The organism is Pantoea sp. RIT-PI-b (genome assembly GCF_001187905.1).
GTDB classification, from domain to species: domain Bacteria; phylum Pseudomonadota; class Gammaproteobacteria; order Enterobacterales; family Enterobacteriaceae; genus Pantoea; species Pantoea nemavictus.
Genome location: NZ_LGIS01000012.1, coordinates 546,298 through 563,761 on the forward strand (window position 1 = coordinate 546,298; position 17,464 = coordinate 563,761).

4 protein-coding genes are annotated in these 17,464 nt (G+C 50.5%); 1 reads left to right on the forward strand and 3 read right to left on the reverse strand.

Annotated features, from left to right (window positions below):
* Nucleotides 1-110: 110 nt before the first annotated feature.
* The 3 genes from AC790_RS04305 to AC790_RS04315 form a co-directional block, all read right to left on the reverse strand.
* Nucleotides 111-13,418 carry a non-ribosomal peptide synthetase gene (locus AC790_RS04305; RefSeq protein ID WP_049851004.1) on the reverse strand — a complete coding sequence of 4,436 codons (13,308 nt, stop codon included), beginning with the start codon at nt 13,416-13,418 and terminating at the stop codon, nt 111-113.
* Between the two features lie 31 nt (nt 13,419-13,449).
* Nucleotides 13,450-14,334, reverse strand: a complete 885-nt coding sequence (locus tag AC790_RS04310) for a hypothetical protein (protein ID WP_049851005.1) — start codon at nt 14,332-14,334, stop codon at nt 13,450-13,452.
* A 376-nt stretch (nt 14,335-14,710) separates the two neighbouring features.
* Nucleotides 14,711-15,607: a lysine exporter LysO family protein gene (locus AC790_RS04315; RefSeq protein ID WP_049851006.1), complete on the reverse strand. Its 897-nt coding sequence runs from the start codon at nt 15,605-15,607 to the stop codon at nt 14,711-14,713.
* A 137-nt stretch (nt 15,608-15,744) separates the two neighbouring features.
* Between AC790_RS04315 and AC790_RS04320 the strand changes: the two genes are divergently transcribed.
* Nucleotides 15,745-17,385, forward strand: coding sequence for an ATP-dependent endonuclease (locus AC790_RS04320; protein WP_049851007.1), 1,641 nt, complete (start codon nt 15,745-15,747; stop codon nt 17,383-17,385).
* Nucleotides 17,386-17,464 lie beyond the last annotated feature (79 nt).

Below are 17,464 nucleotides of genomic sequence, written 5' to 3' on the forward strand. Positions count from 1 at the left end.
GAAAACGTGTCAGTCAGAAAGCGTAGACGATGAAGCTGGCGCGTAGCCGTGAAAAAATGCGCTGTAGCAAACTGAAAAAGAAACAAGCCCCTTGCGGGGCTTGAGAAGGATTACTGCACGATAGCGTCGATGGCTTGAATGAAGGTTTCACACAGGGTGCGTATCGTCTGTTCACTCAGCTCACTGGCATCGTAGAACAGCGACAGGAACAGCTGATCGTCTTCCGGGATTAAACACAATACCGTCTGATGATTACTGCCGCTGACGTTATCCAACGGCGTTAACGTAAACGGCAGCTCGTTAAGCTGTGCCTGGGGCATGCTTTCAAAGACAAACAGGCTGCCAAACGGCGATGTAGGTTGCCACTCACTGTCGTAATGATTGAGCTCGTGGAAAGCATACTGTTGCCGATCGGGCTGGCTAGTGGCGATCTGCGCTAACAGCACATTCGCCGACTGCTGTCGTATCTCCTGCAGACGCAATACCGGGCTGGCGACAAACAGCCCCACAAGTTGCGCAACGTTATCAATATCCGCCGGGCGCTCACTCATGGTGGTGCCGATGACCACATCATCAGTGTCCAGCAACTGCGCTAACGCCTGCATCCACGCCAGTTGCGTGATCTGGTTGGGGGTGAAGCCAGTGCGGGTCGCATAGCTGTGCAAGGCTGTGCTTTGCGCGCAACTTAGCTTGTGTGCGAACTTACGCATGCGTTTTTCGCACGCCAGATCGATGGGCGACACCTTGTCTAAGGCCAAACGCTGGTTCATCGGCGCATCACACAAATAGTCTGACCAAAAGTGCTCGGCTGCGGCAATGTCACACTTTTGCAGCCACTGTGGGAAGGCCGCAAAGCTGAGTGGCGTAAAGTTAATTGGCTCACCGCGCAGTCGATGTTGATAATCATCCAGCAGACTGGTCAGAATGTTATTCAGCGACCATCCATCAAACAGCACATGGTTAAAGGTTTGCATCATGTAGTGACACGTTGCACTGGCACGCACCACCATCACTTTCATCAAACCTGGCTGCTCGATGTCCATCGGACGGTTACGTTCGGCCAACATGCGCGCCTGTAATGCCGCATGCAACTGCTCGGCCTCCATCCCAGACCAATCTTCAACTGTTACAGGAAAATTAACCTGCTTACAGACATAGGCTAACGGATTGCCGGGACAGTGCTTGTCGATATAACCCGTGCGTAACACATCGTAGCGTTGTGCCGCATATTGCCAGGCTTCGGCCATCACCTGTGCATTAAATTCACCGTCGATGCGTAGGATATTTTGATCGATCTGGAAATCCGGATTGATGCGATTGAAATAAAGTAACTCGCGCTGCGTGCCGGTTGCAGGGTAAAGATTCTCTAACTCAATCTGTTGCTGCAGACCATCAAGCGCCTCTATGGTGATATTACACATCGGAAAATCTGACGGGCTAAACCAACTTTTCCCGGCCCGATGATGTTCAAGGCAATGTGTGACCAATCTTTCCAGCGTCCCGGTAAATTGCGCAATCAGCTGCGCGGTGACGGTCGATGGCAGTGCCGAAGCAACATTAAGAATCAGTTCGTCATTTACCACGCTAACAGTGAAATCCAGCACGTTATGGGCGTTGTTTTCGGGGGCGCTTTGTTCTCCGCAACCATACGGCAAGATAACCCACGGCTGATGCTGCTGCGCTGTACTAATCTGACCAAGATAGTTGAAGCTGATCACCGGCAACAGGTGACTTTGCAGCATAGGTGCTGTGCCGGTACTGGCGAACTTCAGCGCGCTATAACCAAAGCCTTTGTCAGGAATGGCGCGTAACTGATCTTTGATAACGCGTAGATTTTGTGCTTCATTCTCGTGGATCGCCAGGCGTAGCGGGAACAGGGTGGTAAACCAGCCCAGAGTGCGGCTAACATCGGCCAATTCTGCAATATCCTCACGGCCATGTCCCTCCAGCGTAATGTAAGACGCCGGCTGTCCGTGCCAACTTTGAAGCGCATGACTGAGTGCAGTAAGCAAGAAGTCGCTTACCTCCGTGTGGTAGACGTGATGCACATGATGCAGCAGCTGATCGGTTAATGTGGCTGACAGGCGCTGCGTAATAAACTGTCGCTCAGTTCGGCGCTCGATAAGCTGCCAATAGTCATATTGTCCGGCTATTTGTTCCTGCCAGTAATCCATCTGCGGCAGGTTGCGCGTGGCATAATCGCCAATGCATTGCTGCCACTGGCGATAGCTGGTGGCTTTTTTCTGCAGGGCATTACCCTGATACAGGGTCTGCAAATCACTGGCAACGATTCGCCATGAAACGGCATCAATGATCAGATGATGGAACGCGCAGAACAGCGCTGGCGGCTCACTACCGCAACTGTCGTATAAATAAACAAAGTGATAGAGCGCTCCCTGATTCAGATTGAAATAGCGCTGCCACTCGCTGCACTTCTCCTCAAGTTGCTGTGGATGCGTCAGCGTTGCGCGATCAAATCGGGTAAATGCCAGAGGTTCTTGCTCGGCAAGATAGCGCTGACAACTGATCTGCGCATCTTCAAAGGTAAAGCGCGCGCGCAGCATGTCGTGATGCGCCACTAACTGCTGCAAATGATGACGTAGATCGTCCACTTGCAAATCAGCGGGTAAAGTCAATATGAAGGCTTGGTTAAACCAGTGCGGATTAGCCAATTTGAGGCTATTAAACCAGTGCTGCACCGGCAGCAACGCAAACTCACCACTCAGGCCGCCTTGTTCATTTATCACATCCTGCTGCTGCGGACGTTGCTCAATCAACTGCGCCAGCCTTTCGATAGTCTTTGCAGCAAAGATGTCGCGCGTAGAGCATGCAATGCCGCGTTTGCGCAGTTCGGTAGTTACCAGAATACTCTGGATAGAATCACCGCCGATACGGAAGAAGTTGGCATTAATGCTCACGGAATCGCTGTTCAACACCTGTTGCCACACTGCCGCAATAGTTACTTCCAGCCCGGAGCGAGGAGCACAGTATTGTTGTTCGCTGCGTTGTAGTGTGGGAGTCGGTAAACGGGCGCTGTCCAGTTTGCCGTTTACCGTAACCGGCAGATTATCTATGCGCGTTATTGCAGCTGGCAGCATGTAATCAGGCAAGGTGCGTTCCAGCCTACTTAACAGATCGTCAGCGGAGAACGGCTGTTCAGCTCGCATGACGCACCATGCGCAGAGTTTTTTCTGACCGTCCAGCTCGCGCAACTGCACCACGGCATGCTCGACGCCTGGCTGCTGTTTGAGCGCGGTAGCGATCTCTTCCAATTCCACACGGAAACCGCGAATTTTTACCTGTTGATCTCTGCGTCCGAGATACTCCAGCTGACCATCGGCGCGATAACGTACCCAGTCACCGGTTTTGTACAGGGTGCCTTCACCAAATGGATTGCCGATAAAATGGCGGGCCGTCAGATCAGGGCGATTAAGATAGCCGCGTGACACCGCACTGCCACCGATATACAGCTCCCCCGGCGCCCCCTGCGGCACAGGTTTCATCAGTCGGTTGAGCACGTAGAGCTGACGACCAGCAATGGCTTTGCCAATCGGAATAGAAGTGCCGTTTTCAGCTGTGGTGATTTCATAGGTGGTGGCAAAGGTAGTGCATTCGGTTGGGCCGTAACCGTTAAGAATATGGCGTGGTCGCTCAGGCTGAGCAGCCAGCTGGCGCATAATATCGGCAGATAATGCTTCACCGCCCACCAGTAAGTAGCGCAGTGAGTTAAACAGATCGCGCTGGCGCAAATAAAGCATGTCAAACAGCGACCGTGTTACCCACATCACGCTAATCCCTTCCGTTAGTATTAACGTTTTGAATCGCACGGTATCACTTGCCAGATCCTGTGTTGAGGGCGGTATCACTAATTTCGCCCCGTTCAACAGTGCTCCCCAGATCTCAAACGTGGCGGCATCAAACACTGGACTGGAAAGGAACAGCAGTGCATCGTCGTCACGCAATGCAACATACGAATTGTCCACCACCAAATCGACCATTGCCTGCTGAGTAATCGGCACGCCTTTGGGTTGGCCTGTAGTCCCCGAGGTAAAAATGATCGCGCCGATTGCTGCTAATTCGGAATGAATTGGCAGTGCGGCGGGGCTTAAGGTAGGGATAGCCTCGTCGAGCAGTAAACAGGGAAGAGGATTATCCGCGAGATGATGGCGATGCTGCTGATGCGTCAGCAGCAGCGGCGCAGCAGTTTCTGCCAGCATATAGTTGATGCGCTCTGTGGGATAGTCGATAGAGATTGGCACATAGCAACCACCCGCTTTCAGTATCGCTAGCATACCGATAATAAAATCGGTGCTTTTATCCATTAGCAGGGCAATGGGCGTTTCACGCGGCAGTGCTCCGCCGCTCATTAACTGATAACGGGTCAAAATATGGCGAGCCAGTTGATTACTGCGGCTATCCAATTCTCTGTAGCTGAGATCTCCCTGGTGGCTGGAGAGTGCGATGCTTTCTGGATAACCCTTTGCCATATGTTGGAAACGCTTCAGCAGCGATTGACCGCAGCCACTGAGTTTTGGTGGTGTCAACGGCAGCATAGCGCAGGGCAGTTCAATGGTCTCATGCAGACGATGGGGATCTTGTGCACACTGCTGCATAATCATATTCAGCTGGCGCAGACGTTCATCGGCCTGCATGTCACTCAACCAATGAGTGAAGAAGTTGAGCTGCAGGGTAAGCGTTTCTTGTGATTCCCACGCCAGTAACGCCAGCGGATAATCAAGTTTCTCGTAAGCCGCATCCATTCGCCAGGCATTGGCAATACCGCTGCTGTGCGCCGCAATCGGATAGTTTTCAAACACTACCAGGCTGTTAAATAGCGCCTCGCCATCGGTTTGAAGCTCGACCAAACCGATGTTGCTGTGGCTGTTTAGTTCGGCAATTTTTTGCTGAATCGCCAACAGCACCTCGGCGCAACTCTGATCCTGATGCCATGCAATCGCTAAAGGCAGCGTATTGATATAAGGACCGACACTCTCATTGATGCCGGCTACCGGCAGATCGCGTCCGGCTACGACGGTGCCGACTTGTGTCGTCTCATCCTGACTATAGATCTGTATCAACTTATGCCAGGCAAATTGCACCAGAGCATTGAGCGTGATGCCTAACTGCGCCGCACAGCTGCGCATTAAATGGGTTTCGGTTTTGCTTAGAATCAGGCGTCGTGAGGCTGCACTAAACTCTTCTGATGCAGTATCCGAACTGCATTCCGGCGCAAGGCAACGCAAATCATTGGTACTGGATAGGCGAGCTTTTTCCAGCTGCCAGTAGCGGGCATATTTCAGCTTATTACGTTGCAGGTAGCGCTGAGCCTCCAGCCAGCTGGTTTGCTCTTCCACGAGCGGATGCTCGCCACGCTGCAGAGCTTCGTAATAAAGATGAACGGTATTGAACACACAAGGTTCGCTCCAGCCATCGCAAATGGCGTGATGCTGACTTTTCAGTACACTCCAGGCGTTTTCATGATGTTTAACCAACAGCAAGCGAATCTCTGCAGGGTGTTGTAGAGAGAATACCTGCTGACGATCTTGCTGCTGTAATTGCACTAACCGTTGTTGCTGTTGGTGTGTGGGTAATGCACTAAGATCGATCACCCGCAGATTGGTGCTCGAAATGGCGGCATCCGCAATCACTATCTGCAGCATAGTGCCATCTTCCCAATCAAATGCGGTGCGCATGATTGGGAAACGCTGTACGGCCAACTGCCAGGCTTGCTGATAATGTGCAGTGTTGAGTGTGCAGTCGTAATGCATAAGCTGCTGCACGCGATAAGCATCATCCTCTGGATGCGCGAGCGTATGGGAAATCATCCCTTGTTGCAGCGGTGTTGCCGGAAGAATGGCGGACAGGGTTGGATACTGTTGCTGCAGGCGGGCCAGTCTGCCCTCAGAAAGGATAATCGGTCCGTAGTCGCTGGCAGTCAGCTGTGGTTGTTGCCGCGCCTTATCACAACACAGCGCAATAATATCAATGAGCGCATGCTGAAACGCGGCGGCAAAATGCTGAGTTTGTCGGTCAGGCAGTTGGCTATTAATAAAGAATATCAGTTGCTGATCAAGTACCGCGCCATCCAGCGTTAGTGCATAAACGCTCTTATTCGCATGACTGATGGTATTGCCACAGTGTTCGGTGACTAATGACCAGGCATCCTGAGTACTGGAGAGCACCCCAAGATAGTTAAATGCGATAGCAGGATGTACGGTTTCACTCAGCATTCCCTGCTGGCGCGCAATGCCATAGCCAATTCCCTTCGCCGGGATCTGACGCAACATCTCTTTGGTTGCCACAATGGTCGCGGCAATATCATCCTGCGCCTGTAAATTTACCGGGAACAGCGTAGTGAACCAGCCAACGGTTTGTGCCAGGTCGATTTGTTCATCCCAGGGCTCGCGGCCATGCCCTTCCAGGATAATGCGGTGCTGAGTGCGACGGCTCACCTGCGGTAGCGCCAGCGCCAATGCGGCCAGCAGTAAATCGTTGATAGTGGTATTCCATGCCTGACCCGCTTCGCGTAATAACTGCTGGGTTTGTTCCGCTGTAAATCGGATAGTCAGATTATGCGGCGCAGCTTGGGGGGTAAAAATTGGGCTGGAATCCGATGTTATCGCCACCTGTTGCCACCACAGAAGATCATCCGGGTGCTGCTGCAAATACTCCTGTTGTGTTAACGCCCAACGACGGTAGCTGGTTGATTTACTGTGCAGCTGACCTTGTTCGATCTGCTGTTGGAGATCCAGGCCGATGATGCGCCATGAAACGGCATCAATGATTAAGTGATGGAAAGCGAACCACAGACGATCGTTTCCATCAGGATGATGGCGAATAACTGCTGCCTGCCACAATGGTGCTTGCGTGTAGTCAAAGTTCGCCTGCAGAGCAGAGAGCTGCTGCTCTAGCGCTTCTGGTGATAACGCCGCAGCGTCAATCTCAATCAATATCGGCGTGACAAAATGCTCAGTTTCCGCGATCCATTGCTCCACAGCATTTGAGGAAACGCGATAGTAAGCACGCAACATATCATGCTGGCGGGAAAGCTGATGGAGTGCTGACTGCAGCTGTTCCACCCTGAGCCCATCGGGTAAACGCAGCATGAATGCCTGATTCCAGTGATGCGGTTGGGCAAAGTTTTGTTCGAAGAACCATTGCTGGATCGGTAGGAGCGGACACTCGCCGCTAATGGCTTCTTGTTCCTGCACGATCTGTTCCGCTTGATGTTGCAGAACCTGCGCCATTTTCGCCACGGTAGGCGAACGGTTTATCTCGCCAGCATCAAGGCTGTAACCGGCTTTACGCAGTTCAGTAACGAGCAAAATGCTTTGAATGGAATCGCCACCCATACGGAAAAAGTTATCATGTATGCCGATGCCATCAAGATTGAGCACCTTTTGCCAGGCGTTGCACAAGCGCTCTTCGAGCTCGTTGCGTGGCGCGCAAAAATCATCGCTGAGCGTCATCGTGGGAGTGGGTAACGATTTCTCATCCAGTTTGCCATTAGTTGTCAGCGGTAACTGCTTCAGTACAGTAAAACTGGATGGAATCATATATTCCGGTAAACACTCTTCCAGCATTCGGCGCAGCAAGGCAGTATCAATCTCGCTATTTTTTACCGGCACCAGCCAGGCCGCGAGCTGTTTGTTTGTCCCTGCTTGCCAAACCGTAACGGCCGACTGTTGCACGTTGGGCAGTTTAAGCAGAGCCATTGCGACTTCGTCAGGTTCAATGCGGAATCCGCGAATCTTGACTTGCTTATCCATGCGCCCCAGATATTCAAGATTGCCATCAGCCAGCTGCCGCACGCGATCGCCGGTGCGATACAAGCGGCAATTCAGCTGGGGGTGGTGGATAAAGCTACGTTCACTTTGCTCAGGTTGATTGAGATAACTTCGGGCAAGGCCGATACCCCCGACATAGAGTTCACCCGGTGCTCCTTCAGGCACGGGTTGACCGCGACTATCCAGAATCCACAAGCTGCGGCCGCTGATGGCTTTACCGAGTGGAATCGTCGTGTGCTGTTCGTTGGCAGGAATGGCATAGGTAGTGGTGAACGTTGTGCACTCTGTTGGCCCGTAGCCATTCAGGATGTATGAAGGACGTGAAGGTTGCGCTGCCAATTGTTTCATGATGGCTGGCGTGAGGGCTTCACCACCTACCAATAGATAACTTAATGCGTTAAATAAATTATTATCCGCCAGATACAGCGCATCAAATAAGGAACGGGTCAGCCACATAATGGTGATGGGATGCTGCTGTAACCATGCTTGCATCCGCGCCGCATCACTGACCAGCGCCAAAGTATCATCAGGAATAACCAGACTCGCTCCGTTAAGTAATGCCCCCCAAATTTCAAAGCTGGCGGCATCAAATGCGGGATTGGCGAGAAAAGCAACGCAGTCATCCGCCTGGATATGGATGTAGTTAGTGTCGACCACCAGCGCCAGGAGTGCTGCTTGCTCAATGATTACGCCTTTAGGTTTACCACTGGTGCCGGAGGTATAAAGAATGGCACCCGCCAGAGTGGCTTTTGTTAACGTTGCTATCTCGTTCGATGCATCAACTCCGAATGACTCGGCTAAGCAGGTGATAGTGATGCCTGCTTCAGATTCAAATAAGGCAGCGACATGAGCTGCATGATGTTCGCTAGTGATCACTTGTCGCACGTTAGCATCCTGTGCAATCAGGCGCACACGTGCTGCAGGTGTATCAATAGCCATCGGTAAATAGCAACCACCAGCTTTAAGGATCGCCAACATAGCAACCAGCCACTGAGGCTGTTTTTCCATCAGAATAATGACCGGCTCTTCTGCTTCAAGTCGGGGTGACAACTGGCGCGCCAGCGCGTTGGCCGCCATGTTAAGTTGCTGATAGGTGATGGAATGTTGTTGCCAGATAAGCGCCGGTTTTTCCGGATAACGTTCAACTATCGCCGCAAAACGTGACAGTAAAGTCTCTGAATGGTCAATTGAAGGGGCGTCAATCGCTGTCAACACGGAACCTAGCGACAGCATCTCGTGCGGCTGATCGAAGTTTGCATTTGCCATCGACATCAGGGTCGCTACCTGCTGAACTAATCTCGCGGCGCGTGCTGCGCTCATCAGAGCGCCATCGTACTTCAATGAAAGTGTTAATTGGTCATTGCGCAGAAATGCGACCATTACCAGCGGATATTCGAGTATTTCACCCATGATGTGTAAATGGGTATGGGCATCGATTCCATCGCTACTGCGCTGCTCAGGGAAGTTTTCAAACACCACCAAACTTTGGAACAGTCGCTGTTGACCGGATTGCAAATCGGATAAAGCATAAGCGTGATGCTGGTTCATCGCGACGATGCTGTGGTGAATCTGCTTCAACTGTTGTAGTACGCTATCGTCTGACTGCCAGTTGACCGCCAGCGGCAAGGTATTGATAAACAGACCGGCACTTTCAGTAATATCGTCAATCGGCAGATTTCTTCCAGACAGCACGGTGCCAACCAGCGTTTGCGGATCGTTAGTGTAGATCTGCATCAGCTTGTGCCAGGCAAATTGCAGTAACACATTCAGTGTGGTGCCCGCGCGCTGACAGCCCTGTTTTAGTGCCTCTACCACCTCGCTCTCCAGCGTTAGCTCGAACGCCTGAGCCTCTTTGACCTGCCGCAAATCAGCTGACTGATGAGGCTTATCCAGCAGCCAGCCAATGTTATTCGGTGAGTTAAAGGTTTGCGCTTGTTGTTGCCAGAAGGCGTTGGCCTGTGTTCTGTTCTCTTGCTGCCAGACCAATGATGCCAGCCAGGCGGTTTCAGGTTCGACTTCAGGCTGATTGCCCATCATCAGGTCGTCATAATAGGCATGCAGCTGCTGCCAAATATTGTTGCAGCTCCAGCCATCAGAAATTGCATGATGTTCGCTTTTAATCAGTTGATAACGATCGTCGGCCAGCTTAAAAAGAGTCAGGCTCAGGGTGCCCGGGATTTTGAGATCAATCGGTTGTGAGCGCTGTTGCTGCAAGAAATGGTCTAATTGCTGTTGCTTATCATCTTCGTTGCAATGCGTAATATCGATGAGTTGGACTCCCTGAGCCCCCAGTGGCTGCCAGGGAAGAATCTGCTGACGAAAGATGCCATGCTGCCAGTCAAATTCTGTACGCAGTGAGGGATAACGTTTACGCACTAAATCCCAGGCCGCGTAATAGTGTGGCAAGTGCACTTCGCATTGGTAAGTCATTACTTGCTGAATGAAATAGGCATCATCATCGGGATGCATCAGACTCCAGGTGAGCAAACCGGCTTGTAAGGGCGTAACAGGATAAGGGTAATTTTCGAGAGGAAGCGTTTTGGCATCAAGACAATGAATCGTTTGCGTAAGATGCTGGGCAAACTCATCCAGCGAGGCATAATGGTCTAAATCGCTTAAGGTCGCGTTGTATCCCATTTTACGCAGGCCCGCAATAAACTGGATTGCCTGGATAGAGTCACCACCCGCAGCATAAAAATGATCCTGCAACGACAAGGTGGGATCATGAAGTAAGGTGCTGGCAAGATGCAGCACGTCAACTGCGCTGGGGGAATGGGCGACTGATTGCTCATTGCTCAGTTCCCGTTCTGGTTGACCCAGTGCGCGTGAGTCCAGTTTACCGTTTAAGGTGAGGGGAATTGCCGCAATGGGCGTGAAGAAACGTGGGATCATATAGCCAGGAAGTTTGGCGGATAATTCACGCTTAATCTGCTGCGACGTGGTGTTTTCTCCGACTTTAACCACATACCAGGCGGCGAGCTGCCCACCCTCAGACTGGGGTAAGGCGACGACCGCAGATTGCTGGATTGCCGAACAGCCATTGAGGACGCTCTCAATTTCGCTGAGCTCAATGCGGTGCCCACGAATTTTTACCTGGCCATCTTTGCGACCACAAAACAGTAAATTACCGTCCGGCAGCTGTTTCACCTGATCGCCTGTTTTGTAGAGGCGGCCGTGTCTGAACGGATTGGTTAAGAAGCTATTAGCCGTTTGCAGCGGATTATTGATATAGCCCTTCGCCAGGCCCCGGCCACCAATATATAGCTCTCCCGTTGCGCCTTCCGGTTGCACCTGCAACTGCTCATTGAGCACATAGAGTTCTCGTCCGGTCGTCGCCTTGCCAATCGGCACGCTATTAAGGCTAAGGTTTGGCGGGATTTCATACCACGAACTCATTGTGGTGCATTCAGTTGGGCCGTAGCCGTTGATGATTTTTTCAGGGCGCTGAGGAGCAGCACTTAACTCGCGCATAACGGCTACCGTTAAACCTTCCCCCCCAACCATCAAATATTTGATGGAATCGAACAGGTGTTTATCCAGTAAAAACAGGGTATCGAATAGCGTGCGGGTAATGCAGACGAAGGTGATACCTTCATCATGAATAAGCTGGCGAAAGGCAATACTATCGCTGGCTAAGGCTTGAGTGCTTTGTGGAATTACCAGTTTCCCGCCATTAAGTAGTGCACCCCAAATTTCCAGCGTGGCGACATCGAATATGGGGCTAGCGAGAAACAGGCAGACATCCTGAGATGTCAGTTGCAGATAATTGGTTTGGGTAACCAGTTCGATTATGGCGGATTGCTCAATCAATACCCCTTTGGGATTGCCGGTGGTGCCTGAGGTAAAAATAACCGCGGCTTCGGAGTGACATGACGTTGCCAGCGGGGAGCCTTGCGGCTGATTTTGCAGTGCTGAAAGATCGATGCTGATAATGGTGGGTGCTGATTGCATTGACGTCACGAGCGCAGTGGCGTGTTTCTGCAGGCCTGGCGCAACCAGCATTAATGGGCTTGCGCTATGCTCGAGCTGATAATGCGTCCTTTCGTTTGCCGCTTCGACAGAGATGGGCATATAAATATGCCCAGCCTTCAGAATCGCCAGCAGCGCAATAATAAACTCCGCACTTTTGTCGCAATAAACTGCAATAGGTTGAGGTTCAACCAGGTGAGGCATTGTATGCATTGCGATGCTGATATTTTGTGCGAGTTGGCAGGCATAGCGATCCAGTTGACGATAAGTCATGGTGGAGCCGGAATAGCTTAAGGCAATGTTTTCCGGATGCTGATGGGCGATTTGTTCAAAATGGGTCGCCAGACTTAAAGGACTTTGCTCGGTTTGATTTGCGGCGGCAGGTAATAATTGGGCAATCTCCTGATGCGTCAGCAGTGGCAATGACAGTAATGGAACATCAGGAGCGGCGAGCGCATTTCTCAGTAGCTGTTGGAAATAATCTGTACAGCGACTAATTTGCGAAGCGACAAAAAACGCACTGCGGAAACGTAGGCGGAATTGCCAAGCATCGGCCGTCTCTTCATACTCTAGCGATAAATTAATGCCGCCTAAATCACAATAATAGTCATGGAGAGGTGTACTCACGCATGAGTTAAAAGTGAAGGAAGTGGTGCGTAAGTCCGTTTGTGCAAAGGCAACTTGCAGATTACGGCAGCCGCTATATTGCAAAATTTTATGAGTGGGTAGTTCATTAAGGTAGCTGCCGTTTGTCGGATGTTGTTTTCGCAAAAGTGTTTTGGCACGCTGGCAGAGATCATTTAGTGTTGTAGTCGCTTGCAGGCTGACTGGCATCAGGCTGGTATTGATTTGAGCACCCAGTTGCAAGTCGGCGGCCTGACGGATTGATACGGGATAAAATAACGTCAAATCACTCTGTCCGGCACAGCGTGCCAGCAGAGTTCCCCAAACCTGAGAAAATAGAATAAAAGGGCGATAAGAGTATTGTGTAATTTCAGACCAGTTTTGTTTTTCGAGATTGAAGCGTAATTCGGAAATGGCCTGGCGATCGGAGGATTGATTTTGCTGCTCATTAACAAATGGCAAAGTGTAGTTTTCAGCTTCGCCCGAGGCCATTTGCTGCCAAAATTGTTGGGTTGACAGGTCGTCTAAGTTTTTTACATGATCGTGAAGATAGCTATTTGTTTTAGCGATGCTTTGATATTTTTCTTCGCAGCGATAATCAGGATCATTGTAGTATTGACTGATTTTGTTAATGATGTTTTTAAACTGATTACCATCCAAAAGAATATGGTGAAACACCAATGTCAATGAGGTGTTGCTGGTGTCTGTTTCTTGCAAAAGAATACGATAAAGCGGGCCGGAAGTTAAGGTGAAAGGCGTTTGAATTAAACTGTTTAATTGCTCACTGTCAGTATAGTGAATGATGTTAATTTCAGGAGATAATGTTTCCCAACAAGGCTCCCCATCATTGATCTGAATTTGGCTATTAAAGATATTATGCTCGCTAAAAAAACGGCGCATGCCTGACTGAAACTGATTTAAATTGAAGTCACCCTGAATGTGTTGAGTGAATGAAATATTGTATTCGCTGCTGTCAGGATTTAACTGGTGGTCATGCCAAAAAAGCAAAGAGTAAGGGCTTAAAGGGATTGAATGCATGGTTTTTTCCTTACGAAATTGGTGTGATAATTTACCGGCGCTCTAAACGACTTATCCATATATGGTCAGGGTTAATATCCAGCTCTTTTCCATGATGGAATGAGAGTAATAAATTGAGCGGCTTAAGATTGATGAGGTGTGGAATATGTACCGTTAATTGTGTAAAGCGGGACTTAGGGAGTAACACTTTACAATAGCAATGGAAAGCACGACTGGCTTGTATCGCCCATTGAAAGATTTCATTACTGGTGTGCGAGAGTTCCAGTATCTCTACATAGTCATCCGTTAATCCCAACACACAGTAAAAGTCGTCATGTTGGAGGAAGTAAAAACGTCTATACAGTGGGTTTTTCTGCAGATACGCAAAATAATCCTGATCTTTTAGGCGGCCAAGGTTATTTGAAAAAAATACTTTCCCTAATTCCTCGGGGTTAATTTCATCGAAATGAGTTGATAAATTATTAGGCTGCAAAAGAGTATCAATAAAGGGAATGATGTAATTACTGGTGAGAGTGTATTTATCAAATATTTTTTTATAGATGGCTATTTTACGGTCATCCGAATAACAGATAACCATATCCGTATTTTGCTGATGCCCAGCCAGGAGTAAATCTTTCAAAAGCTTTGGGGATTTGACTGTGTCATCAATGCCTAAATCACCAATTATATTGGCTGTGCGATACTGGTTGTTATAAGAGAATGAATAAAGCGTGGAAACAATAATACCTTGTGTAACAAGATTGTCCTGATGACGAAAGGTGCGTTTTGTTGGTTTTTTGAAGCGGTCAATATCAATGAGGTGTTTCCAGATGAAAAAATCTTTTCCGCCTAAATCGCGGCCGTAGAAGTGGCTTATAATTTCATAGTCGGTTTCGAAAAGATGAGAAGGTGATAAGTAATTGATTACCTTTTCCATATGATTTTTTCCATTACGTGCTACAGCATTGAGTTTCCTTTTTGCGAAAAATAGATTTATTTAATAATGAAATCAATGAGGTTTCACTGGTGCTCACTGCTTTTTTAAAACGGTTACTGAAAGCATTGCAAGTGAAAATTCTGAATGTTTCTGAGAGTTATTTATAAAAAAGGAAAATATGAGATCCAGGTTGGGTTAGTAATGGTTTTTTTGCTGTTGATATCAGCCTGGTCTGTTTTTACTGTAAATTTTCTGTGAAATTTAAAACTTTAAGAATGACATTTTTGGTTAAAAAATCTTATTTAAGATGCAGGTTTTTTTAGTTTGTCATAGTGGAAGGCTTACATTGCGCGGCTAATCCGCGCATTTGATAAAGTCAGGCCGAGAACAGCGCAATAAGGATCGGCGCCAGCAAGCTCATAATAAAACCGTGCACAATAGCGGCAGGCACTATTTCCATGCCGCCGGTGCGTTGCAGGATGGGCAGGGTGAAATCCATTGAGGTAGCGCCGCTTAAGCCCAGCGTCATACTGCGCTGACGGGTAATTAACAGCGGGATCAACATGATGGTGATCAGTTCGCGCAGCAGATCGTTGAAGAAGGCGGCGCTGCCAATCACCGGGCCGAACGATTCACTCATCAGGATGCCGGAAAGTGAATACCAGCCGAAACCGCTGGCTAACGCCAGACCGGTTTTGATCGGCAGATCCAGCAGCAGCGCTGCAATCATGCCGCCGACCAGCGCGCTACACAGGGAGACCAGCGCCACCACCATGCCGCGCCGATTAATGGTGATCTGACGCAGTGTCATGCCGCTGCTGCGCAGCTGAATGCCGACCAGCAATAGCATCAGCATTAAAGCGTATTCGCTAATGGTCGATGCATGGCGCAGCGGCGCCCATTGGCTCAGTCCCAGCAGAAAACCCGCCAGCACCGATCCGCACAGCTTGAGCGACTCCAGCGCCATGTGCAGACGTGACGGTAGCGCTTGGGGTTTGTGCTGATGTCGCCACGGCCAACGCCGCTCGAGCAGCCAAAATGCCAGCAGCGAGCAGGCCAGAATGCTCAGCATGCTCACCAACGCAATGTGGAAAATGGCGAGCAGATTACTGCTTAGGTTATCGAGAAATGCCAGGCTGGTGCCCATAAAGAACAGAATGATATAAACCAGCGCGCTCAGCGTGCGGCCTACAGCGTGCAAAAGGGTGGTGTGTCGCAGCGGCAGCAGATAGCCGAGAATCAGCGGCAACAGGATGATGATCAATCCGTACATGTTGGGTTTCTATCCATGTTTGAAGGGCTGCAACGCTAGCGAAAAACGTTTGAAGTGTAAACCTTTTCTCCCGTGGCTGACTTGACCAACGCAGCGTGGCAGACCATGCTCAGGCAAAGTAGCAGATGGATTGTATGATGATTCTGGAACATATCGATATTCATGGTTTTCGCGGCATTAATCGGCTGTCATTGCCGCTGACTGATACCAATCTGTTGATTGGCGAAAATGCCTGGGGTAAATCGAGCCTGCTGGATGCATTGACGCTGTCGCTGGCGCCCGCAGCGGAACCCTATCAATTCACGGAACACGATTTTCACTTTCCTCCCGGCGATCTCGATGCCCGCATGCGTCAGCTGCAACTGGTATTCCGTTTCCGCAGCCAGAAAGACGATGACAACGCGCTGTTCGCGCCTTTTTGGCAGCACGATGAAAAGGGACGCTTTGTCCGTTTCAGCACGCGGGCAAAACGTCACGAGCAAGGGGTAAAAACCACCTGGCGGTTTATCGATCAACGCGGCGATGTGTTACCGATGGCGGGCACCGACGCGGCACTGGCACATTTGCGCGCTTACTATCCGGTGTTGCGTTTACGCGATGCCCGTTTTGGTCGTCGCGCCCGGCACGCAGACAACGATACGGAACGGCGCGCCACAACCTTGACGGCATTAGCACAGGAAGTGGAAAAGCTGACGCGTGATTTGGTGGTGCGTCCACAAACCTTGAGTGATGATCTGCTGCGGCAGGGTTTGCATACCATGCAGCAACTGCTGGAACACTATTTTTTGGTGCAACAGTCGGGCAGCAGTGCCGCGCGGGTTGCGCCGGAACTGCGTGATGGCAGCCAGGGCTGGCGCTCGCTGGATAAGCTCAACCATCTGATAGCCGGAACCGAATCACGCAGTCGTCAGGTGATTCTGTTGCGGATGTTCTCGTTGTTAATTCAGGCACACGGCAATGAAGCGTTGCCCGCAGGCGCACATCCGTTGCTGCTGGTGGAGGATCCGGAAACGCGTTTGCATCCCATTATGCTCTCCGTGGCCTGGAATCTACTGGAGCTGATGCCGCTGCAAAAAATCGCCACCACCAATTCGGGCGAACTGCTGTCGCAGGTACCGCTGGAGAATATTTGTCGTCTGGTGCGTGAACCGGCGCGCGTGGCGGCCTGGCGTATTGGCCCGGAAGGGTTGAGTGCCGAAGAGAGTCGCCGCATCGGTTTTCACATCCGCGTTAATCGCCCCTCAGCGCTGTTTGCCCGCTGCTGGCTGCTGGTAGAGGGTGAAACCGAAGTGTGGATTATCAATGAACTGGCGCGACAGCGTGGCTATCACTTTGCGGCGGAGGGGGTAAAAGTGATCGAGTTTGCGCAGTCCGGTCTTAAGCCGCTGCTGAAGTATGCCCAGCGCATGGGGATTGCCTGGCATGTGCTCACTGATGGCGACCAGGCCGGCAGTAAATATGCGGCTACCGCACGCAGCCAACTGCCGTCGCACGGTGTGGAAGCGGACCATCTCACTCAATTTCCTGCGCCAGATATTGAACATTTTCTGTATAAGCAGGGTTTTAGCGATGTTTATCATCATACGGCGCACCTGCCGTTAAACGCGCCGATGAATACGCGGCGTATTATTAGTAAAGCCATACAGCATAGCTCGAAACCTGAGCTGGCGATTGCCATCGCGATGGCTGCGGCTGAACGCGGGCCACAGGCGATTCCGCCGCTGTTAGATCAGCTATTTGCGCGCGTGATGTGGCTGGCACGCGGTCGGGCGGATTGAGGAAAGAGGAACGTCGCCAAATAAAAATGCCAGCGTCTGCGGCTGGCATTTTTTTCGGGAGTGGTCAGAATGAGTGAAG

What these genes read in the sequence shown, in the direction of transcription:
- AC790_RS04305 (WP_049851004.1), bottom strand. Translation starts at nt 13,418, where the DNA reads ATGCATTCAATCCCTTTAAGCCCTTACTCTTTGCTTTTTTGGCATGAC.
- AC790_RS04310 (WP_049851005.1), bottom strand. Translation starts at nt 14,334, where the DNA reads ATGGAAAAGGTAATCAATTACTTATCACCTTCTCATCTTTTCGAAACC.
- AC790_RS04315 (WP_049851006.1), bottom strand. Translation starts at nt 15,607, where the DNA reads ATGTACGGATTGATCATCATCCTGTTGCCGCTGATTCTCGGCTATCTG.
- AC790_RS04320 (WP_049851007.1), top strand. Translation starts at nt 15,745, where the DNA reads ATGATTCTGGAACATATCGATATTCATGGTTTTCGCGGCATTAATCGG.